The sequence below is a fragment of the Mesorhizobium huakuii genome, from assembly GCF_030160235.1.
GTDB classification, from domain to species: domain Bacteria; phylum Pseudomonadota; class Alphaproteobacteria; order Rhizobiales; family Rhizobiaceae; genus Mesorhizobium; species Mesorhizobium huakuii.
Genome location: NZ_BSNY01000071.1, coordinates 172,170 through 193,225, shown reverse-complemented (window position 1 = coordinate 193,225; position 21,056 = coordinate 172,170). Strand labels below are relative to the sequence as shown.

Below are 21,056 nucleotides of genomic sequence, written 5' to 3'. Positions count from 1 at the left end.
CCTTTTTTGTTCTCGTTTGGCAAGAGGGACCAAATATCTGGAAAACAAGTCATATCCGGATTTGTTCTTTTTTCGTACCAAGAGATCGAACAGGAATGCACCCCGCATTGGGCCAGACTGCCCGATTGTATCGATCCGCCGAATCGCCATCTTGCTGGCGAAGGTTTCCGACGCAGTGTAGCGCTTGTGCCGCTGCAATAACAAAGGGCATATCGCCGGCATGGTGAAATCCGTAGAGATACTGGCCGTGGGCGGCGCCCATATCGACCGGCGTGGCCAAGTGTCGGGCCTGTATGTGCCGGCCGCGTCCAATCCCGGCACGATGCGCGAGGATGTCGGCGGCGGCGTGTTCAACGCGCTGCGCAGCATAGTGCGGCGCGGCGTATCGGGCTCCCTGATGTCGATACGCGGCGGCGATGCCGGAGCGGACACTATTTCGAGGGCCATCGCGCAGGCAGGCATCGCCGACCTGTCGGCGGTCTTCCTCGACCGCGCGACGCCGAGCTACACGGCCCTGATCGATCGCGAGGGCGAGCTGATCGTCGGCTTTGCCGACATGGCGCTCTATGATCTGGCGTTTCCCAAGCAGATGAGGCGCTCCAAGGTCCGCGAGGCGATCGCTGCCGCCGATGCCATACTGTGCGACGCCAATCTGCCGTCGGCGGCGCTGGAGCGGCTGGTTTTGCTTGCCGCCGGCAAGCCGGTGTATGCCATTGCCATTTCGCCGGCCAAGGTGGTGCGGCTGATACCGGTGCTCGGCACGCTGACGCTGGTCTTCATGAACCGGCGCGAGGCCGTCGCGCTGGCCGGCGTCAACGCAAATGCCGCTGAACGAGACGTCGTCGACGGCTTGCGATGCAGCGGCCTTGCCAGCGGCGTCGTGACAGCAGGCAGCGCGCCAGTGCTGGGTTTCGACGAGACAGGCGCTTTTTCAATTCAACCACCTGCCCCCAGAAACGTTGCTGACGTCACCGGCGCCGGCGATGCGCTGGCGGGTGCGACGGTGGCAGCCCTGTTGCGCGGCCTGCCGCTGCGCCAGGCCTTGCGCGAAGGCGTCGCGGCGGCGACGCTGGCCATCGAAAGCGTCAACGCCATTCCCGATTTCACCGCTGCAAGCTTCGCGGAAGCGCTGGCTCTTGTGCCTGATGCCAGGGAAGTGGCATGAGACCGGCAAATTCATAGTACCGCTGTGTTGCCGGGCATCCCTACGCGCCGCACCGTGAGTTGGAGATCGAGATGACCCCCGAAACCGCCCGCCCCTTCATCGACATCCACGCGCCGGTGGCGCAAGCCCTGGCCGCCGGGCGCCCCGTGGTGGCGCTGGAGAGCACCATCATCACCCATGGCATGCCCTACCCCGACAATGGCGCCATGGCGGCCAATGTCGAGAAGATTATCAGCGACGGCGGCGGCGTACCGGCGACAATCGCCGTGGTTGGCGGTCGCATCAAGATCGGCCTGTCCGACGGCGAGCGCGAATCGCTCGCCATGACGGGTGATGCCATGAAGCTGTCGCGCGCAGACCTAGGCTTTGCCGTCGCGCAAGGACGCACCGGCGGCACGACCGTCGCCGCCACCATGATCGCGGCTGAAATTGTCGGGATAAAAGTGTTCGCCACCGGCGGCATTGGCGGCGTGCACAAGGGCGCCGAGAAGAGCTTTGACATCTCGGCCGATCTCGACGAATTGGCGCGCACGCCGGTCATCGTCGTCTCGGCCGGCGCCAAGGCGATCCTCGACATCGAAAAGACGCTGGAAGTGCTGGAGACGCGCGGCGTGCCTGTTGTCGGCCATGGCTGCGAGACGATGCCGGCCTTCTGGTCGCGGCAGTCGCCATTCCGTGCGCCGCTGACCCTTTATAAGCCCGAAGAGATCGCGCATTTCTTCCGGACGCGGCAAGCACTGGGCTTGGGTGGCGGCATGTTGATCGCCAACCCGGTGCCGGAAAACCACGAAATCCCGGCCGAGGAGATGGCCGGCTATATCGAGGCGGCTCAAAGGGCGGCCGAGGCGCTCAACGTGACCGGCAAGGCGGTGACGCCGTTCCTGCTGGGAAAAATCCTGGAGCTCACCGGCGGCCGCAGCCTCAAGACCAACATCGCGCTGGTCGAAAACAATGCGCGGCTGGCGGCCGAGATCGCCAAGGCGCTGTAGTTCACTTCCCTGTGCGCCGCCCCGCCTCATACGCCCGGCGTGCCCACACCGTCATTTCGTCGGGATCGTCAAAGGCGCTGTCGGGAATGCTCCAATAGGGCATGGCGACCAGCTTGCCGTGGCGCTTGCCGGTATAGGTCCATTGCCTGCAGCCCGCGGCTTCGAAATCGGGGGCGCTTTCCTCGTCGGCCTTGAGCAGCAACTCGCCCCTCAGCACGATGGCGACGATGACGCCGTCAAAGTAGATGCCCTTGCCGCCGAACAGTCGGCGGATGCTGACCGGGCCTAGCCCTGAGAACAGTTCGGCGATGCGTTCATTGTCCATGCCGCGATCATGTCATCGGCATTTGACATTGTCATCGCGCAACCAAAATCATGCTGACAGGTTGAGACCGTTCCATCGGAGTTTTTGCCATGCCGCTTCTGCTCAAGGGGTCCTGCCGCTGCAACGCCGTGCGTTTCGAGGTGGAAAGCCACACGCCCGTGCCATTCATGCTGTGCTACTGCTCGATCTGCCGCAAGCAGCAGGGCGGCGGCGGTTTCGCCATCAATCTCGGCGCCGACTACGAAACCCTGAACATCCGGGGCAAACGAAGCCTCGGCGTCTACCGCGCCGAGATCGAGGATGACGAGCATCCCCATTGCGAGGTCTCGACAGGCGAGCGCAATTTCTGCCGCAAATGCGGCTCAGCGCTCTGGCTCTACGACCCGACATGGCCGGAACTGGTGCATCCTTTCGCCTCGGCCATCGACAGCGACCTGCCGAAACCACCTGAAAAGGTGCATCTGATGCTGAAATACAAGGCGAACTGGGTCGAACCCCATATCGGCAGGGGCGACAAGACGTTCGATGTCTATCCCGAGGAATCGATCGCGGACTGGCACAAGCGGACGGGAATGTGGGTGGAGTGAGCGCTCTTCGGCCCGTAACGGGGCGAAGGAAAGGCTCAGTCGTCGGCCTTCGCCAAAGCCGCAAGCGCCTCACCGCTCAGCCGAAAGAAAACCTTGTCCGGCTGCCGCGTACCGCCAAGGCCGCCATAGAAGGTCAGCAGCCGCTCATTTCCACCGTCGGCTGTCCAGTCGACGCGGCCATGGCCGCGCTGCAGGGCGGTACGCGCCAGCGTCTGCATCAGCAGGCGTCCGGCACCGCTGCCGCGATAGGGCCCCAAGACGAACAGCTCTTTCAGGAAGAAGCCGGCTCTCAAGCCGGGTCCGGGATAGATTGTCGAGCAGATGGCAAAGCCGATGATCCTGTCCGTTTCGGCGACCAGGATCTCCACGCCCGGCGGCAAAGTGGCAAGATCGGCAAGGATGGTCTCGAACGGCGGACACGGCACCCGGTAATGCCGCTGCATCTCCTCGAAGAGGCGCGCCAACGCGGCATTGTCGGCGGGCAGATGCGGCCGGACTGATATCGCAACAGTCACGTTTTCGACGGCCATCCGGTCACGGGCTCGATGCAATGTGGATGTGAAAACTCAGCCCGGGGTTCAGGCCGAGGCGCGGGCTTCCGCCAACGCCTTGAGATCGGCCGGCTTCAGTTCGACGGATTCGCCGCAGCCGCAGGCCGAACTCTGGTTCGGGTTGTGGAAGGTGAAGCCGGTGCGCAGCGTCGTCTGTTCGAAATCCATCTCGGTGCCGAACAGGAAAAGCGCTGCCTCCGGCGCGACATAGACATGGGCGCCGTCACGCTCGATGTGATCATCCTTGGTGTTGGGCTCGTTCACCAGATCGACCGTATATTCCATGCCGGCGCAGCCGCCCTTCTTGATGCCGAGGCGGATACCGTGTGCATTATCGCGGGTGGCGACGATCTCGCGCACCCGGTCGGCGGCCTTTTCGGTCATCGTGATGACGGCGAAGCGTCCCATTCTCTTTCCTTCTCCATTCCATGCAGGTTCAAGGCCTGCCGAATGATTCCTCACCTAAAATGGTGAAGTTTTACCCCTGGCGCAAGTGTACCAGGCTCGACGCTAGTACCAGCCCACCGCCACCTGCGCCTCTTCCGACATGCGGTCGGGCGACCAGGGCGGGTCGAAGGTCATGTTGACCTCGACGCCGGACACGCCTTCGACGGCGCCGACGGCGTTTTCCACCCAGCCCGGCATTTCGCCGGCCACCGGGCAGCCCGGTGCGGTCAGCGTCATATCGATCTTGACCGAGCGGTCGTCCTCGATGTCGATCTTGTAAACGAGGCCGAGTTCGTAGATGTCGGCGGGAATTTCCGGGTCGTAGACCGTCTTCAGCGCCGAAACGATGTCGTCGGTCAGCCGCGCTAGCTCGTCGGCGGGAATGGCCGAGGCGGAAACGACGCTGTTGGCGGCGGGTTCCGGAGTGGTCTCGGCAGCGATGCTCGCATCATCCATTGTCGTCACCCAAAGAATTTGCGCGCTTTTTCAAGCGCCTCGGCCAAAGCGTCGACTTCGGCCCTGGTATTATACATGCCGAACGATGCCCTGCATGTGGAGGTTACGCCAAAGCGTTTCAACAGCGGCTGGGCGCAATGAGTGCCCGCCCGCACGGCCACGCCTTGCCTGTCTATCACCATCGACACGTCATGGGCATGAATGCCTTGCAGTTCGAAGGAGATGATCGCGCCCTTGCCGGGCGCATCGCCGAAGATGCGCAGCGAGTTGATGGCACGCAGCCGTTCATGGGCATAATTCTTGAGGTCTTCCTCATGCGCCGCGATGCGTTCGCGACCGATCTTTTCCATGTAGTCGAGGGCAGCACCCAGCCCGATCGCCTGGACGATCGGCGGCGTGCCGGCCTCGAAGCGATGCGGCGGTTCGTTGTAGGTGACGATGTCTTCCGTCACCTCCTCAATCATCTCGCCACCGCCCATGAAGGGCCGCATGCCCTGGAGAATGTCCTTCTTGCCGTAGAGGACGCCGATGCCCGAAGGACCGTAGACCTTGTGCCCGGTGAAGACGAAGAAGTCACAGTCGAGATCCTGCACGTCGATCGGCATGTGTACGGCGCTCTGGCTGCCGTCGACGAGCACCGGAATTCCACGCGCATGCGCGATGCGCACGATTTCCTTGATCGGCGTCACCGTGCCCAGCGCGTTCGACATCTGCGTGATGGCAACGAGCTTGGTGCGGTCGGTCAGCCGCTTCTCGAACTCCTCGATGTGGAAGGCGCCCAGATCGTCGACCGGCACCCAGACCAGCTTGGCGCCCTGCCGCTCGCGGATGAAATGCCAGGGAACGATGTTGGAGTGGTGCTCCATGATCGACAGCACGATCTCGTCGCCCTCGCCGATATTGGGCATGCCATAGCCATAGGCGACGGTGTTGATCGCCGAGGTCGTGTTGGAGGTGAAGACGATGTTGTCGGTGCTTGGCGCGTTGAGGAAACGGCGCACCGTCTCGCGCGCCTTCTCATAGGCGTCGGTCGCGGCATTCGACAGGAAATGCAGGCCGCGATGGACGTTGGCATATTCCTGGGAATAGGCATGCTGAATCGTATCCAGCACCACCTGCGGCTTCTGCGCCGAGGCGCCGTTGTCGAGATAGACCAGCGGCTTGCCGTAGACTTCACGCGACAGGATCGGGAAGTCGCGGCGGATCGCCTCGACGTCGTAGGGGGTGGTTTCGACTTTCTGGTCCATCGTCTGTCTTTCGATACCCGGGCGCCGCGTCAGCCGGCCCTTCGCTATGGCTCCGGGCGTTCGTCGCTCAAAAAGCCAAATCGTTGGCTTTTTGTCGGCCACGCCGACCGCTCCTCACCCGTGCGTTACGAACCATTCGTCGAGTCTCGCTTCCAGCGCCTCGACGATCGTCTCGTCGTCCAATTCCTCGATCACCTCGGCGACGAAGGCCTTGACCAGTAGACCGCGGGCCGACTTCTCGTCGACGCCGCGCGCCATCAGGTAGAACAGATGGTCGTGGTCGATCTCGGTCACCGTCGCGCCATGGCCGCAGACGACGTCGTCGGCGAAGATTTCGAGCTCCGGCTTGGTCGAGAACTCGCCATCGTCCGACAACAGCAGCGTGTTGCAGGCCATCTTGGCGTTGGTCTTCTGCGCGTATTGATGGACGTTGATGCGCCCCTGGAAGACGCCGCGCGCCTTGCCCGTCACCACGTTGCGGATGATCTCCGTCGAAGTCGTGTGCGGCACAGCGTGGTCCAGCACCATCGTCACGTCGCTATGGGTATCGCCGGCCAGAAGGTTGATGCCGCGCAGTTTGAAATCGGCGCCTTCGCCCGTCGTCTTGACCATCACCTCCTGGCGCACAAGCTTGCCGCCGGCATTCATGACGAACAGCGTCAGCTTCGCATTCTTGCCGATATGGGCCTTGAACTGCGCCAGATGCGTCGCCATCTCCGGCTGCTCCTGGACGATCAGCCACGTCACCTCGGCGCCCTCGCCGAGCACGAGCTGGCTGACCGAACTGACCAGAGCGGCGCCATCACCCGCCTGACGCTCGACGATAACCGCCTTGGCGCCGGCGCCGACGCGAACGGCCAGGCGCACATGGGTTTGGCCGCCGGCCTGCAAATTCTGCAGCTCGATCGGCTTTTCAAGCTCGGCGCCATCGGCAATGTCGACAAAATAACCGTCGGCGACGAAAGCGGTGTTCAGCGCGCCGATCGCATCATCGCTCCCATAGGGATCGAGCCCCGGCGCAATGCTGCCGTCGATCAACTTTTCCGACAGGCTTTGCACGGCGACACCGTCGATGGCCGGCACCTTCGCTTCGGACTTACCATTCAGGACCGGCAGAACGGCGGAGCCTTCGACGATCGGCGCGACGGCCTTGGCGAGCGCGGTGGGGTCGAAGTCCGGCACCACGCTCAACAGCCGGCGCAGATCGGTGTAGTGCCAGGATTCGACGCGCCGCGTCGGCAGGCCGTGCTTGATCGCCTCGATGGCGTCGTCGCGCTTCAGCATCACCGCGCCGTCGCCCGGCAGCAGCGACAGCCGGTCGCCGAACGCGTCGATCAACGCCGTCTCGGCCGGTGTCCGCTGCGGTTGTGTGTGCATGTTCATCAGTTTGACCTTGCCTTCTGGCATCTCACGCGGCTTCGCCGATCACGCCGGCATAGCCATTGGCTTCGAGGTCGAGCGCCAGCGACTTGTCGCCTGATTTGATGACCTGGCCCTTGTAGAGCACGTGCACGCTGTCAGGCACGATGTGCTCGAGCAGGCGTTGGTAGTGGGTGATGACCAGGAACGCCCGGTCCGGCGCACGCAGCGCGTTGACGCCGTCGGAAACGATCTTCAGCGCATCGATGTCGAGGCCGGAATCGGTCTCGTCGAGCACGCACAGCTTCGGCTCCAAGAGCTTCATCTGCAGGATCTCGGCGCGCTTCTTCTCGCCGCCGGAGAAGCCGACATTGAGCGGCCGCTTCAGCATCGCCATGTCCATGCTGAGCGAGGCGGCGGCTTCCTTCACCCGCTTCAGGAATTCCGGGATTTTCAGCGGCTCCTCGCCGCGCGCCTTGCGCTGCTCGTTCATCGCTACTTTCAGGAATTCCATCGTCGCCACGCCCGGTATTTCCATCGGGTACTGGAAGGCGAGGAAGATGCCTGACGTGGCGCGCTCGGCCGGATCCATTTCGAGAATCGACTGGCCATTGTAGAGGATGTCGCCTTCGGTGACTTCGTAATCCTCGCGGCCGGCAAGGATGTAGGACAGCGTCGACTTGCCCGAACCGTTCGGGCCCATGATGGCGGCGACCTCGCCGGCCTTCACCGTCAGGTTCAGGCCGCGGATGATTTCGGTGCCATCATCGACGATGCGGGCGTGCAGGTTCTTGATCTCAAGCATTCTTTTGTTCCTGAATATCTGTCCGGTCAGCCGACCGAGCCCTCAAGCGAGATACCGATCAGCTTCTGCGCCTCGACCGCAAACTCCATCGGCAGCTGCTGGATGACGTCCTTGACGAAGCCGTTGACGATCAGCGCGATCGCTTCCTCCTCGGGAATGCCGCGCTGCATGACGTAGAATTTCTGGTCCTCGGAAATCTTCGACGTCGTCGCTTCGTGCTCGAACTGCGCCGTCGAGTTCTTGGCTTCCATGTAGGGCACGGTGTGCGCGCCGCACTGGTCGCCGATCAGCAGACTGTCGCAGTTGGTGAAGTTGCGGGCGTTGGTCGCCTTGCGGTGCGCGGAAACCTGGCCGCGATAGGTGTTCTGCGAGAAGCCGGCGGCAATGCCCTTGGATATGATGCGGCTCGACGTGTTCTTGCCGAGATGGATCATCTTGGTGCCGCTATCGACCTGCTGGTAGCCGTTCGAAACGGCGATCGAATAGAACTCGCCCGAGGAATCGTCGCCGCGCAGGATGCAGCTCGGATATTTCCAGGTGATCGCCGAGCCGGTCTCGACCTGCGTCCACGAGATCTTCGAACGGTCGCCACGGCAATCGCCGCGCTTGGTGACGAAATTGTAGATGCCGCCCTTGCCCTCGGCGTCGCCGGGGTACCAGTTCTGCACGGTCGAGTATTTGATCTCGGCATCGTCGAGCGCCACCAGTTCGACGACCGCCGCATGCAGCTGGTTCTCGTCGCGTTGCGGCGCCGTGCAGCCTTCGAGATAGGAGACGTAGGCTCCCTCCTCGGCGATGATCAACGTGCGCTCGAACTGGCCGGTGTTCTTCTCGTTCATGCGGAAATAGGTCGACAGCTCCATCGGGCAGCGCACGCCCTTGGGCACGAAGACGAAGGAGCCGTCGGTGAAGACAGCCGAATTCAGCGTGGCGTAGAAATTGTCCGAGGTCGGCACGACCGAGCCGAGATATTTCTGCACCAGTTCAGGATGCTCGCGGATGGCTTCCGAGATCGAGCAGAAGATGACGCCGGCCTGTGCCAACTCCTTCTTGAAGGTGGTGACGACGGAGACGGAATCGAACACCGCGTCGACAGCGACGCGGCCGGATTTGTAGACGTTGTCGCTGGGCTCCTCGAGTTCCGAGGCATCGGTCTTCTGCACGCCGGCGAGGATCTCCTGCTCCCTGAGCGGAATGCCGAGCTTCTCGTAGACCTTCAACAGTTCGGGATCGACATCGCTGAGCGAGGACGGGCCAGGCGTGCTCTTGGGCGCGGCGTAGTAATAGATGTCCTGGAAATCGATCTTCGGATAGTGGACGCGCGCCCAGGTCGGCTCTTCCAGCGTCAGCCAGCGCCGATAGGCTTCCAGGCGCCATTCCAGCATCCAGGACGGTTCGTCCTTCTTGGCCGAAATGAAACGGATGATGTCTTCGCTCAGGCCCTTGGGGGCCTTGTCGACAGCAATCTCGGTCTGGAATCCGTATTTGTATTGGTCGACGTCGATCTTTCGGACCCGATCGATCGTGTCCTGCACAGCAGGCATATGCGTTCTCCATCCACGCCGGGGTCAAGGCCCGACAGTTTTCAAACTATGGCACCGCTAACGGCAGCCCCTGGAGGCGCCGGAAGTGGCGTAAGTTCCATATAGTGCGTTTCGACCGGAAATTCACCCGGCCACTTGCAAACGCACGGCTCTACCAGGCTGCGAAGCCTGAATTCCTTTTCACCGCGTCAGGCGGCCTGTTCCCTACCCGCCCGGCGCTGGGCAATTCCCGCCAGCGCGGTGCGGAACAATTCAATGTCCTCGACCCCCGTCGCTGAGCCGATCGACACGCGCAAGGCGCCAAGACTGTCGCCATAGCCCATGGCTTTCAGCACGTGGCTCGGCCCGACCTTGCCCGACGAACAGGCGGAGCCGGCCGACAGCGCCACACCGGCAAGATCGAAGGCGATCTGCGCGGTTTCGGCCTTGATGCCCGCAATAGCGAAGAATGTCGTGTTGGCAAGCCTTGGCGCGCCGGTTCCAAAGATTTCCGCGTCCGGGACCAGCATTTTCGCGATGGCTTCGATCTCGTCGCGGCGCTGGCGCACCGCATCGATCGCCGGCAGTCCGGCCAGCGCTTCGCGCGCGGCGGCACCGAAGCCTGATATGGCGGCGAGATTTTCGGTGCCACCGCGATGGCCTTTTTCCTGGCCGCCGCCATTGATCAGAGGCTTCGGCATCATCAGATCGGCGGCGGCGACAATGGCGCCGACGCCCTTGGGACCGCCGATCTTGTGCGAAGACAGAATCAAATAGTCGGCGTAACCCGCTGACATGTCGATCGAAACGCGGCCCGCTGCCTGAACGGCATCGACGACAAGAATGCCGCCAGCGGCCTTGACGATTTCGGCAATGCGATCGATCGGCTGGATCACGCCGGTCTCGTTGTTGGCAGCGTGGATGGCGACCAGCGGCAGGCCGTCGGCCTTGTCGTGACCGCCAAGTGCCTCGGCCAGGGCGGCAAATTTGGCAATGCCGTTGGCGTCGACGCCGATGCGCGTCACTTGCGCCGCCGGGAAGCGCCCGCCGTTCAACAGGCAGGGATGATCGGCCTCGCAGACGTAGAGCCGGCTCATGCGCACGCTGCCGCGCCCCATCTGCCATTCGGGGGTCAGCAACGTCGAGGCGGCCTCCGTCGCACCGGAGGTGAACACGACATGTTCGGGCCTGGCATTCACCAGAGCCGCGACCTCACGCCTTGCGGTCTCGATCAGGCGTCGCGCGGCGCGGCCCTCGGCATGGACCGATGACGGGTTGGCCGCCACGTCAAGCGCCGCGACCATAGCCGCGCGCGCCGCTGGGAGCAGCGGCGCACTGGCATTATAGTCGAGATAGGCGCGTTTTGCGGCCATTTTCGTCCAGTTGATCCCGTCAGAAGCCATTCGGTCGTCGTATGGCGTTATTTCCTTGAAATTCCAAGGCGAGCCGTCCTATTTACGCGGCTTGCGGCGCGGGTGGCCGGGCTCGACGTTTGGCCACTCAGTTTTGAATAGTTCTAAACTAGCTTCTAAGAAGACGCTCGCCCTGCGTCAAGGCCAGAGGAAGACTCGTTCCGGGCGCCGCGCATTCGTATACCAAGTGGAGTATTTTATGCCTGAGGTCATTTTCACCGGTCCGGCCGGCCGCCTGGAGGGACGCTACCAGCCCTCCAAGGAAAAGAGCGCGCCGATCGCCATCGTCTTGCATCCGCATCCGCAATTCGGCGGCACGATGAACAACAAGATCGTCTACGACCTCTTCTATATGTTCCAGAAGCGCGATTTCACCACGCTGCGCTTCAATTTCCGCGGCATCGGTCGCAGCCAGGGCGAATTCGACCACGGCACCGGCGAATTGTCGGATGCGGCCGCCGCACTCGACTGGGTCCAGTCGCTGCACCCGGATTCCAAAAGCTGCTGGGTCGCCGGCTATTCCTTCGGCTCGTGGATCGGCATGCAGCTCTTGATGCGCCGGCCGGAGATCGAGGGCTTCATCTCGATCGCGCCGCAGCCCAACACCTATGACTTCTCGTTCCTGGCGCCCTGCCCGTCGTCGGGCCTGATCATCCATGGCGATGCCGACAAGGTGGCTCCGCCGAAGGATGTACAGGGCCTGGTCGACAAGCTGCACACGCAGAAGGGCATCACCATCACGCAGAAGACCTTGCCCGGCGCCAACCACTTCTTCGCCAACCACGCCGACCTTTTGATCGAGGAATGCGCGGACTATCTCGATCGCCGGCTGGCGGGCGAATTGTCCGATCCGCGGCCCAAGCGGCTGAGATAGACAGGGAAGGCGCCAGCGCCGATGTACGAGCCTCCCCATTTCCAGGAAACGCGGCCCGACGTGCTGCATGGACTGATCAGGACGCATCCGCTCGGCATGCTGATCTCGAACGGGCCCGACGGCCCGGTCGCCAACGCCATTCCTTTCCTGCTCGACGCCGCAGCGGCGTCGAACGGCAGACTGCGGGCTCACTTGGCCAAGGCCAACCCGCACTGGCGCCTCATTGCCGACAATCCGGCGTCGCCCGTGCTGATCGTCTTCCAGGGCGCCGACGCCTATGTGACGCCTTCCTGGTACGAGACCAAGCGCGAGACCGGCAAGGTGGTGCCGACCTGGAACTACGCCATTGTGCAGGTGCGCGGCACCGCAAAGGTGATCGACGACCAGGAGTGGCTGGCGCGGCAGATCGGCGATCTGACCGCTTCCCAGGAAGGGACCCGCGAAGCACCCTGGGCCGTGACCGACGCGCCCCCGCCCTTCATCCAGTCGCAGATCAAAGGCATCATCGGGCTGGAGATCGAGATCAGCGAGATCCATGGCAAGTGGAAGGTCAGCCAGAACCGCCCCGTCGCCGACCGCGCCGGCGTGGCGCAGGGACTGGAAAGCGAAGTCGCCAACGCGTCCGACATGGCTCGCCTGGTAAGGTCCTACGGCGGCCTGGACGGCAATTAATCGGGTAACGACTTATCTTTCCGGTGCAATCAGCTGGAACGATGCCTTGCGGACAGGCAACCCTGACGGCGTCGGACGGAAGATGAAGCCGAGCCGGGCGAAGACCAGTCCGCAAGCCAGAGCGAAGGCGCAGCCAAGGCCGAAGCCGGCCACCGTATCGCTCGGATAGTGCGCGCCGACGAAAACCCTGGTCGAGGCGAGACAGGCGGTGGCCACAAAAGCGATGTACCAGCGCCTCGGAAACAAAAGCAGGAGAACGCCGAACACCGCCCCCATCGTCGTGGCATGGCCGGATGGAAAACCGGCGAAGCGCGCGTCAAAGGCGAAGGGGTGGAGGGCGAGCACACCAAAATCCTGGAAGTAGAGCGGGCGGGCCCGGCCGATCGCATATTTCAGGACATTGACCAGCAGGCCCGACAGGCCGACCGCGCTCAGCACCAGAAAAGCCAGGCAAGTCCAGTTATAGACGAGCATCAGCGACCGCCGTGAAAGGCTGCGCCAATCGGTCAGATTGGCCGCGACGAGCAAAAGCGCCGACGGGATCAGGTACCAGCCGCCGAGAGCGAACTGGGTCAGGAATTCGGCCAGCCCGGCTCCCGACCATTGGCCATGGACCATCCCCGCCGGCGTATCGAGGCGGACAAATGCCACCGCTGTCAGCAGCAGCCAAACCATGCCCCATACCGGCCAGGCGATGTTGGGGTAACGCGGGGGACGAGCGGCAAAGCGACCTCTCACAATCCGCATGGTGTCGCCAAAATTGCTCAGGGATCGGCGCCCTACCCCAAGGAGCCTACCGGAAACTGAAGGGCGCGATTTTACGAGCATTGGGAATTCGACCCCATTGTTGCCGTCATGGGCATCGACGAGCCGTCATGGGGCCACACGATAGAGGCCAAGCGACAATTTGTCTCCCGACGAATAGTTGAGGCCGTCGATCTCCGCGACCCGGTTCACCGATTTGCCTTGTGCCGACAGCATGCCGTTCAGTTTCTGCTCGTCCTCGATCGGCGCCAGCCCCAACGCGCAGGCAGGATCGGCAAGCAGATGCTGCGCCACGCCACCGACATCGGTCAGCACCGTTTTCGTGCCGACCAGGAACACCAGGCTCGGCTCCTGAAACCGTGCCGAGGCCAGCACCGTCGTGTCGCAAGGCTTGTTGGCAAGCACCGCCTGCTTGATCGCCGGGCTCAGCCAGATCGGCTTCAGCGACGGCGCGATGACGCCGAACAGCAAGGCATAGGTGATGCCGGCACAGGCGGCGGTGGCGCCGATGCGGGGCAACGGCACCTGCAACTGCCGCGAAAACGCGAAGTAGCCCGTGCCCAATGCGGCGGTGGCGGCCGGTATGCTCCACCAGGAGAAGCTGTGGGTGAGGTAGATCGGGGCTCCAATGCAGACCGCCGCAAGGCCAAGGCTGACCACGGCCAGGCCGAAGGCGGTCGACCACCACAGCCATTGCTGCCAGCGCTTGAGCGGTGCATTGGCATCCTCGGGCTGCAATGTCAGCAGCCAGCCGATCAGCAGCGCCATGCCGGGATAGGCCGGCAGTACATAATGCGGCAGCTTGGTCGGGATCAGCTCGAACACCAGCCAGAACGGGATATACCAGGCGAGGCAGAAGCGCAGCCTGACATCGTCGCGCAGACGGTTGAGGGCCTGGAGGCCGGCGCCGACCGCGATCAGCCCGAACGGCCACATGAACAGCGAATAAGTCAGCATGTAGAAACCGGGCGGCAGGCCGTGCGATTCCTCGCCCGACGCGACCTTGCCGAGCATGTCCTTGCCGACTGCCTGCTGCAGGAAAGCGCCATGGCTTTTCCAGGTGATCGCGGCGAGCCAGGGCAGCGCGATCACCACGACGAGCAACAGGCCGCGCCCGATCTTTAGCTTCGACAGCCAGCGCCCGTCACGTTCGAAGGCGAACAGCGCCGCGATGGTCAGCGCCGACAGCAGCGGCGCAATCGGCCCCTTGATGAGGATCGCCGCGCCTTGCGCGATCCAGAAAATCCACCAGAGATGCCCGGCGACCGGTTCGTTGCGTCGCGATGCCAGATAGATCTGCGCCAGCGCACCTTGCGCCGCCACGCAGCAGGCCAGCAGCATCGCATCGGTCTTGGCGTCGCGCCCCTCGAACGCGGTGGCGAAGATCGCCGCCATCACCAGGCCTGCGGCGATACCGGCATTGGGGCCGAAAAGATTGGTCCCCGTCCAGGCGATCGCCAGCACCGCAATGGCAATGCCCAGTGCCGAGATCGTGCGATAGACCCAGATCGGCGCCTCGGCGCCCTTGCCGCTCAGCGTCACCGCCGCCGATTGCAGCCAGTAGATGCCGATCGGCTTCTGGTAGCGCGAGGCCTCCTGGAAGCGGATGTCGACATAGTCGCCGCTCTCGGCCATCTGCTTGGTCGCCTGGACGAAGCGCGACTCGTCCCGATCGATCGGCGGCAGCGACGCCAGCCCCGAAAGCGTCATCACCAGGCTGAACAGGAAGAGAAGAATGTAGTTCCTGTTCAACGCCATGCATCAGCCTCTCTAACCATTTTTCGAAGCGCTCAATCGACCTTGGTCATCGCCGCCTTGCGCTCATTGGCGATCAGCCAGAGATTTCTGATGTAAATGAACATGCCCATGGCCTGGCCGGCGATGAAAACCGGATCCTGGCGCTGGATGGCATAGATCAGAAGCAGGCCGCCGCCGAACAGCGAGAAGAACCAGAAGGCCACCGGCACGACGCTGCGCTTGGCCTTTTCCGAGGCGAGCCACTGCACGACAAAGCGCATGGTGAAGAAGAACTGCGCAACGAAGCCGAGCAGGATCCACGCATCGAATTGCTTGATGAAGACCTGGTGAAGCCAGGTCCCCAGTTCCTGAAGCACGTTAAACACGCTTGATTTCCTCTACTTTTGGCATTCGGCGGCGCCGGCGGCGCAGCCACCAGACACCGCCGAGATCGAGCGCGCCCTGCAGGCCGCGGTCGAAAATGCCGTAGTTTGACTTGCCGTGGCGGCGCGAGCGGTCGACGACATCGCAATGCACGACGCGATAGCCTTCCTGGATGACCAGGGCCGGGACGAAGCGGTGCGTGCCGTCGAAAAAGGGCAATTTGCGCAGGATATCGGTGTGAACAGCCTTCAGGCCGCAGCCCGTATCACGCGTCTCGTCATGCAGGATGGCGTTTCTCAGCCAGTTGGCGAAAAGCGACGCCAGTTGCTTGACCTTGCTGTCACGGCGCTTGAGGCGCTGCCCCTGGGCTGCGCCGAAATCCGGGCCGGCCTGCCGCAAGGCATCGACCAGCACCGGAATGTATTGCGGATCGTTCTGGCCGTCGCCGTCGATCGTGGCGACGATGCCGCCGCGCGCCGCCCAGGCGCCCGAACGCACCGAGAGGCTCTGGCCGGCGGACTTCTGGTGCCGCAACTCCCGCACCGGAAACGAGCGAAGTGCCGTCTGCTCGGTAAGCACGGCAGCGGTCTCGTCGGTCGAGCCGTCATTGACGATGATCAGTTCGAAATCGCGCCCGGCCATCGCCGCCTCGATCTCGTCGATCAGCAGCGGCAGGTTTGCCGCCTCGTTCCTGCAGGGAATGACGATGGATATCAATGCGTCCGGCATGTCGCGTCGGGGCTCTGTCGTCGAATGTGGCATTGATGGATGCCGTGCGGTGCCGCTCGAGGTCGTGGGCTGCAAGAACCTTTGGCGCGGCGCCTCATTACGCCAGCCGAAACGATGAAGCAAGCATTCGTGCCGGACGGCGCGATGCACCGTTTCAACAACCGGTGATCGTCAGGACATCTTGTGATCCTTCGCGCATGGCAATCCACGGCAAAACCGGATTCCACTTTTGCTGATCGCGACCTCTTGGTTGGCGCGCGATCCGACGCAAAACCGGATTCCACTTTTGCTGATCGCGCTTGGATGCTAAACGCGCGCCTTCATATAGGCCGCATCAGACCGGCCGGACGCTTTCGGGAAACAAAATATGCCTGCCTTCAAATCCGATTTCCTGCGCACGATGAGCGAGCGCGGCTTCATCCACCAGATTTCGGACGAGACCGGCCTCGACGAGCTTTTCGCCAAGGAAACGGTCACCGCCTATGTCGGCTACGATGCCACCGCCACCAGCCTGCATATCGGCAATCTGATCTCGGCGACCATGCTTTACTGGCTGCAGGAAACCGGACACCGGCCGATCGCGCTGATGGGCGGCGGCACGTCGATGATCGGCGACCCGTCCTTCCGCGACGACCAGCGCAGCCTTTTGACGCCCGAGGCGATCGCCATCAACATCGAAGGCATCAAGCGCATCTTCGGCCGCATCCTGCGCTTCGGCGACGGCCCGAACGACGCCATCATGGTCAACAATGCCGACTGGCTGATGAAGCTCAACTATGTCGAGTTCCTGCGCGACGTCGGCCGGCATTTCTCCGTCAACCGCATGCTGACCTTCGACAGCGTCAAGCTCAGGCTCGACCGCGAGCAGTCGCTGTCGTTCCTCGAATTCAACTACATGATCCTGCAAGGCTACGATTTCGTCGAACTCGCCCGGCGCCAGAACTGCCGCCTGCAGATGGGCGGGTCGGACCAGTGGGGCAACATCATCAATGGTGTCGATCTCGGCCATCGCATGGGAACGCCGCAGCTTTACGCGCTGACCACGCCGCTGCTCACGACATCGTCGGGCGCCAAGATGGGCAAGTCGGCAAAGGGTGCGGTGTGGCTCAACGGCGACCTCTTCTCGCCCTATGATTTCTGGCAGTACTGGCGCAACACCGAGGACGCCGATGTCGAGCGCTTCCTGAAGATATTCACCCGCCTGCCCCTCGACGAAATCGCGCGCCTGGCGGCACTCGGCGGCTCCGAGATCAACGAGGCCAAGAAGATCCTGGCCACGGAGACGACGGCGATCGTCCATGGCCGCGAAGCGGCGAACCAGGCCGAGGAAACCGCGCGCAAGACCTTCGAGGAAGGGGCGCTCGCCGACACATTGCCGACGGTCGGGGCCGACAAGGCAGCACTCGAAGCCGGCGTCGGCATCCTGTCGCTGCTGGTCACCGCCGGGCTGGCCGCGTCCAATGGCGAGGCGCGGCGGCACATACAGGGCGGCGCGGTTCGCATCAACGACCAGTCGGTCAGCGACGACCGCCGCACGGTCACGCTTCAGGATCTGAGTCCGGAAAACGTCGTAAAGCTTTCACTGGGCAAGAAAAAACACGTCCTGGTACGGCCGGCCTGAGGCCGTTCACCGGTACTCGAAGATCGACCTGAATATGCCCGGCGCAATCACCGACAGCGGATTGACGTCGAGCACCGGCTTGTTGGCATTGCCCCTGAGCCGGTAGGTGACGCCGATCAGGCCGCGGTCGCGGCCGTTGCCCAGAAGCGCGCCGACGATGGGCAGTTCGCCGAAGATGCGGTTGAGGCCGTAGACCGGCATGAAGGTGCCGGTCATGTCCATATTGTTGTTCTGGTCGTAAAGGATGCCCTGGAACGTCGTGCCGATGCGCGGACCGCGCAGTACGCCATTGGCCAGCTTCAAATAGCCGCCGCCTTTCTCGATCTCGGCATAACCGCGTTCGAATTTGACCCGCGACGTGTCGAGATTGCCCTTGACCGCCTGGTTGAGGCTGCGGTTGTCGCCGGCCGGCGTGGTCGAGACTATGGAGGCGAGTTTCGGTTCGTTGACGATGAAGAAGTTGCTGGTGTCGACCTTGCCTTTCATCGGCCCGTCGCCGGCCCCGGTCAGCGCCAGCATGATCGAGCCGCCTTCCATGTGCTCGTAGACGTTCAGGAACCTCAGTATCGCGCCGGCGTCCGCTGACTTCACGTTGAGCGAACGCCGGCCGTCGCCGGTTGTGTTGCTGATGGTGATGGCCGCGCCTGAACTTGCCGTGGCGCTGACCTTCAGCCCGTTCACCCTTGAGCCGGCCGCGCTGTAGTCGAGCTTCAAATTGGACAGTTGCTCGTCATGGAAGCCGGTGAGCTGCTCGACGTCGGCGCTGACGGAAATGTTGTCTGTTCCGGTCGTCTTGGTCGCGGTGTCCACATCGGACGTGAACTGCTTGATGAGCGAACGCGCGTCGAGCGCACTGCCGTTGATGTCGACGGCGTAGCCCTTGCCTGACCGCTTCACTGAAATCGCTACATCGTCACCCCGGTTCAAGGTGACCTTGCTGAACTTGGCCGACGACAGGGCGCCGTTGACCAGCACGATGCTGCCGTCGATGGAGAATGTCTTGCCGTCGAGGTTGAAATCGGACAGCGTCGTGGTGTCGCCGGCCTTGGTCATCACGAAGGTGACACTGGCGGGAACCCCTGCCCCCTTGCTCCAGCCGGCCCAGGGAATGTCCAGCCTGGCACTGGTCAGGTCGGCGGAGACGTTCTGGTTGCCGCTGCCGCTCTTGTCGATCGCGACCTTTACCGTTCCGCCAAGCAAAGGCGTCAGGCCGGGCATGGCCGCGGCACGGACCTTGTCGTCGAGCACCAGGGCCACCTTGCGGCTGCGCGGCGGCCCGTTGTCCGCCAACGGCTCGATGAGGTCGAGTTCGGCCGGAATGCCGTTGAGCGCTGCCTTGGCGGAAATCACCGCCTTTTCGGGGTCGACGGTAATCGAACCGTCGGCATCCGTCACGGTCTGTCCCTCGAACGGCTTGGCCAGCGACAGGCCGGTGTAGTCGAGCGACACCAGCCAGTCGAGCTTCGACGTATCGACGCCGGACTGCAGCGGGATGTCCGCCCGGACATGTCCAGTGACGCTGCCGGACAGGTCCTCCGGCAGGAAGCCGACATGACGCATGGCGTTGATCGGCTCGTAGGAGGCGAGTTCGGCGACAGCCGGCGCCTCGCCCTCCACATCGATGTCGAGGGCGCCGATGACCGGCGGGTGGTTCGCCGCCTTGACCGCCAGCGTACCGTTGCTGGCCGCCACGGTGCGGCCACTGGGCATGAAGACTGTGCCCGAGGCGAGCGAAATGTCGACGTCATTGCCGTGAAAGGCGACGACGCCGACCGCGTCGCGTATCGGCGGAATACGGCCTGCCGTGTCAAAGCGCGAGCCCTCGATCTGGAAGCGGCCGAACACCTCGTCGGCCGAAAGCGGCACGCCGTTGCCGAGGCGATCCGGCACAACCTGGAACTGGAGGTTGGCATCGACGACGCGGCCGCCGAACAGCTTGTCCAGCACCCAGAGCCGAGCGTTTCGGGCCGAGAACCACGGCCACAGCTGCTTGACGTGCGACACCGGCATATCATGGACGCTGAGCGCCAGATTGACCCCCGGTGCCTTGCCGTCAACGAATGCCACGGCCGCGGTGCCGAGCACCTCGCCCGAGGCAGCGGACCGAACCGCGATCTGTTCGGCCACCAATTTGTGACTCTTGGTCTGATAGACGCCGGCAATGCGGGCGAGGAAGTTCAGTGCGGGCTCAGGCGATTCCGATGGCGCCAGGGTCGAACCATCGCTGGTCAGGTCGTAACGATAGGAGGGCTCCTCGCCCGCCGCCCCTGTCGCCGGCTTTGGCCCTATCGAGCCGCCGAAATTGAAAGAGGACCGGCCGGTCTTCAAGAGCAGCCTGTCGACCTGGATTTTGTTGCTGCCATGGACAAGCGTCGCATCGACATCAACATCGGCCGGCAGCAAGCCGCGCGTGCCAAGATCGAGCACGGACCCTGCGGACGACAGGGAGGCCGCCAGCCGTGACTCATTGGTGCCGGATCCTTCCGCCCCCGTCAGCTTCAACGCGATCGCGCCCAGCTTCCCGGCGCCGGCAGCGGTGTTGTCGCCAGCCGCCAGATCGACGCTCGCAGTCAGCGCCGTCACGCGATGCGCGGCGATATCGCGGGTGGCGGAGGCGGCAACCGTGACCTTTCTGCCGTCGACATCCGCCTCCGAGGAAAACTCCACAGCGCCCGGCCCCGACTGTACGACGGTGGCGTCGGCGATCGTGACCAGCTTGATCGATCCGGTTTCAGGCAGGACGAATTCGACATTGGTGAGATCGATCCGGCGCATCGAATCTTCCCGCACGGCGTCGAGAGCGCGATGGATGTTGCCGAACACCGCGTCCGACAGTTTCTCGGGATCGACGAGGCCGTCCTCATTGCGCAATTGCGCTGTCCAGTCGCCACCGGACGGCATCGCCGCCACAACGATGCGGGCATCCGATATCCTGGCGCTGGTCAGCCGCACCTCTCCCCAAAGAAGCGGGATCAGGCGCATGCCGAAGCGGACGCGGCCGGCATCCGCCATCGGTTTGGCGTCTGATGTCTTCAGGCTGACGTCGCTGACCTGAAGCGCGACGAAGCTCGAACTGTCGAGCGTGATGCGCGCCGGCCCGACCGTCACATTAACATCGACACCGGCGAGTTTCTCGATGGCGGTCTCCGCTTCCGCCCGAAGCCGCTCGGAGCCGACTCCGGATGCCCCGACCAGATAGACAACGACCGCGGCCAGCAAGATGAACGCGACCATGCCGGCGAACACGCGCGAAAGGATACGGAAGCCGCGGCCGATCGACGCCTGACCGAGCGGTGGAACGCGGCACGCCGACGGCAAAGCCCCCAGGTCGGTGATCTCGTCACGCCTGAACCTGATCTTCTCGTGCTGCGGTTGCTCCTGATCCACGCAATCTTCCGTTGTACAAAT

At 63.3% G+C, this 21,056-nt stretch carries 20 protein-coding genes; 6 read left to right on the top strand and 14 right to left on the bottom strand.

Annotation, left to right across the window (positions count from 1 at the left end):
• Positions 1-220: 220 nt before the first annotated feature.
• Positions 221-1,165, top strand: a complete 945-nt coding sequence (locus QQK95_RS33190; RefSeq protein ID WP_284278795.1) for a carbohydrate kinase family protein — start codon at positions 221-223, stop codon at positions 1,163-1,165.
• 71 nt (positions 1,166-1,236) lie between these two features.
• Complete coding sequence (locus QQK95_RS33185; RefSeq protein ID WP_284278793.1) at positions 1,237-2,154, top strand: pseudouridine-5'-phosphate glycosidase; 918 nt, start codon at positions 1,237-1,239, stop codon at positions 2,152-2,154.
• A gap of 1 nt (position 2,155) precedes the next feature.
• Here the strand turns inward: QQK95_RS33185 and QQK95_RS33180 are convergent, their stop codons facing one another.
• Positions 2,156-2,479 (bottom strand): TfoX/Sxy family protein, encoded by a 324-nt coding sequence (locus QQK95_RS33180; RefSeq protein ID WP_284278792.1) that lies wholly within the window; start codon positions 2,477-2,479, stop codon positions 2,156-2,158.
• 89 nt (positions 2,480-2,568) lie between these two features.
• Here QQK95_RS33180 and QQK95_RS33175 point away from each other — a divergent pair, with 89 nt between their 5' ends.
• Entirely contained in the window at positions 2,569-3,066 is a 498-nt protein-coding gene (locus tag QQK95_RS33175; RefSeq protein WP_284278791.1) for a GFA family protein, read from the top strand.
• 35 nt (positions 3,067-3,101) lie between these two features.
• Here the strand turns inward: QQK95_RS33175 and QQK95_RS33170 are convergent, their stop codons facing one another.
• The 8 genes from QQK95_RS33170 to QQK95_RS33135 all read right to left on the bottom strand — a co-directional run bounded on the left by QQK95_RS33170 (position 3,102) and on the right by QQK95_RS33135 (position 10,827).
• The gene (locus QQK95_RS33170; protein WP_409371726.1) at positions 3,102-3,509 is read right to left on the bottom strand and encodes a GNAT family N-acetyltransferase; all 408 of its coding nucleotides are present in this window, start codon (positions 3,507-3,509) and stop codon (positions 3,102-3,104) included.
• A 135-nt stretch (positions 3,510-3,644) separates the two neighbouring features.
• Complete coding sequence (sufA, locus tag QQK95_RS33165) at positions 3,645-4,025, bottom strand: Fe-S cluster assembly scaffold SufA (protein ID WP_284278788.1); 381 nt, start codon at positions 4,023-4,025, stop codon at positions 3,645-3,647.
• Between the two features lie 102 nt (positions 4,026-4,127).
• Complete coding sequence (locus tag QQK95_RS33160; protein WP_096445261.1) at positions 4,128-4,520, bottom strand: SUF system Fe-S cluster assembly protein; 393 nt, start codon at positions 4,518-4,520, stop codon at positions 4,128-4,130.
• 5 nt (positions 4,521-4,525) lie between these two features.
• Complete coding sequence (locus QQK95_RS33155; RefSeq protein ID WP_284278786.1) at positions 4,526-5,767, bottom strand: cysteine desulfurase; 1,242 nt, start codon at positions 5,765-5,767, stop codon at positions 4,526-4,528.
• Between the two features lie 114 nt (positions 5,768-5,881).
• Entirely contained in the window at positions 5,882-7,150 is a 1,269-nt protein-coding gene (gene sufD, locus QQK95_RS33150; RefSeq protein WP_284278784.1) for a Fe-S cluster assembly protein SufD, read from the bottom strand.
• A gap of 25 nt (positions 7,151-7,175) precedes the next feature.
• Positions 7,176-7,931 carry a Fe-S cluster assembly ATPase SufC gene (sufC, locus tag QQK95_RS33145; protein WP_015318168.1) on the bottom strand — a complete coding sequence of 252 codons (756 nt, stop codon included), beginning with the start codon at positions 7,929-7,931 and terminating at the stop codon, positions 7,176-7,178.
• Between the two features lie 26 nt (positions 7,932-7,957).
• The gene (sufB, locus tag QQK95_RS33140) at positions 7,958-9,475 is read right to left on the bottom strand and encodes a Fe-S cluster assembly protein SufB (protein ID WP_019857752.1); all 1,518 of its coding nucleotides are present in this window, start codon (positions 9,473-9,475) and stop codon (positions 7,958-7,960) included.
• A 188-nt stretch (positions 9,476-9,663) separates the two neighbouring features.
• On the bottom strand, positions 9,664-10,827 hold the full coding sequence (locus QQK95_RS33135) for a cysteine desulfurase family protein (RefSeq protein WP_284278812.1): 1,164 nt from the start codon (positions 10,825-10,827) through the stop codon (positions 9,664-9,666).
• Positions 10,828-11,065: 238 nt separating this feature from the next.
• Between QQK95_RS33135 and QQK95_RS33130 the strand changes: the two genes are divergently transcribed.
• Positions 11,066-11,740, top strand: coding sequence for an alpha/beta hydrolase (locus QQK95_RS33130; RefSeq protein WP_027046762.1), 675 nt, complete (start codon positions 11,066-11,068; stop codon positions 11,738-11,740).
• Positions 11,741-11,761: 21 nt separating this feature from the next.
• Positions 11,762-12,412, top strand: coding sequence for an FMN-binding negative transcriptional regulator (locus tag QQK95_RS33125; protein ID WP_284278781.1), 651 nt, complete (start codon positions 11,762-11,764; stop codon positions 12,410-12,412).
• Positions 12,413-12,424: 12 nt separating this feature from the next.
• Here the strand turns inward: QQK95_RS33125 and QQK95_RS33120 are convergent, their stop codons facing one another.
• The 4 genes from QQK95_RS33120 to QQK95_RS33105 form a co-directional block, all read right to left on the bottom strand.
• Positions 12,425-13,159 carry a phosphatase PAP2 family protein gene (locus QQK95_RS33120; RefSeq protein ID WP_284278780.1) on the bottom strand — a complete coding sequence of 245 codons (735 nt, stop codon included), beginning with the start codon at positions 13,157-13,159 and terminating at the stop codon, positions 12,425-12,427.
• 126 nt (positions 13,160-13,285) lie between these two features.
• Entirely contained in the window at positions 13,286-14,935 is a 1,650-nt protein-coding gene (locus QQK95_RS33115) for an ArnT family glycosyltransferase (protein ID WP_284278778.1), read from the bottom strand.
• Positions 14,936-14,967: 32 nt separating this feature from the next.
• Positions 14,968-15,300: a lipid-A-disaccharide synthase N-terminal domain-containing protein gene (locus QQK95_RS33110; protein ID WP_010909058.1), complete on the bottom strand. Its 333-nt coding sequence runs from the start codon at positions 15,298-15,300 to the stop codon at positions 14,968-14,970.
• Positions 15,293-16,027 carry a glycosyltransferase family 2 protein gene (locus QQK95_RS33105; protein ID WP_284278775.1) on the bottom strand — a complete coding sequence of 245 codons (735 nt, stop codon included), beginning with the start codon at positions 16,025-16,027 and terminating at the stop codon, positions 15,293-15,295. Before QQK95_RS33105 ends, QQK95_RS33110 begins: the two co-directional genes overlap by 8 nt.
• 367 nt (positions 16,028-16,394) lie before the next feature.
• On the opposite strand from QQK95_RS33105, the gene tyrS reads away from it, so the two are divergent.
• Complete coding sequence (gene tyrS / locus QQK95_RS33100; protein WP_284278773.1) at positions 16,395-17,648, top strand: tyrosine--tRNA ligase; 1,254 nt, start codon at positions 16,395-16,397, stop codon at positions 17,646-17,648.
• A gap of 6 nt (positions 17,649-17,654) precedes the next feature.
• Here tyrS and QQK95_RS33095 read toward each other — a convergent pair whose 3' ends face one another.
• Positions 17,655-21,035, bottom strand: a complete 3,381-nt coding sequence (locus QQK95_RS33095) for a DUF3971 domain-containing protein (protein WP_284278772.1) — start codon at positions 21,033-21,035, stop codon at positions 17,655-17,657.
• Positions 21,036-21,056: the final 21 nt, after the last annotated feature.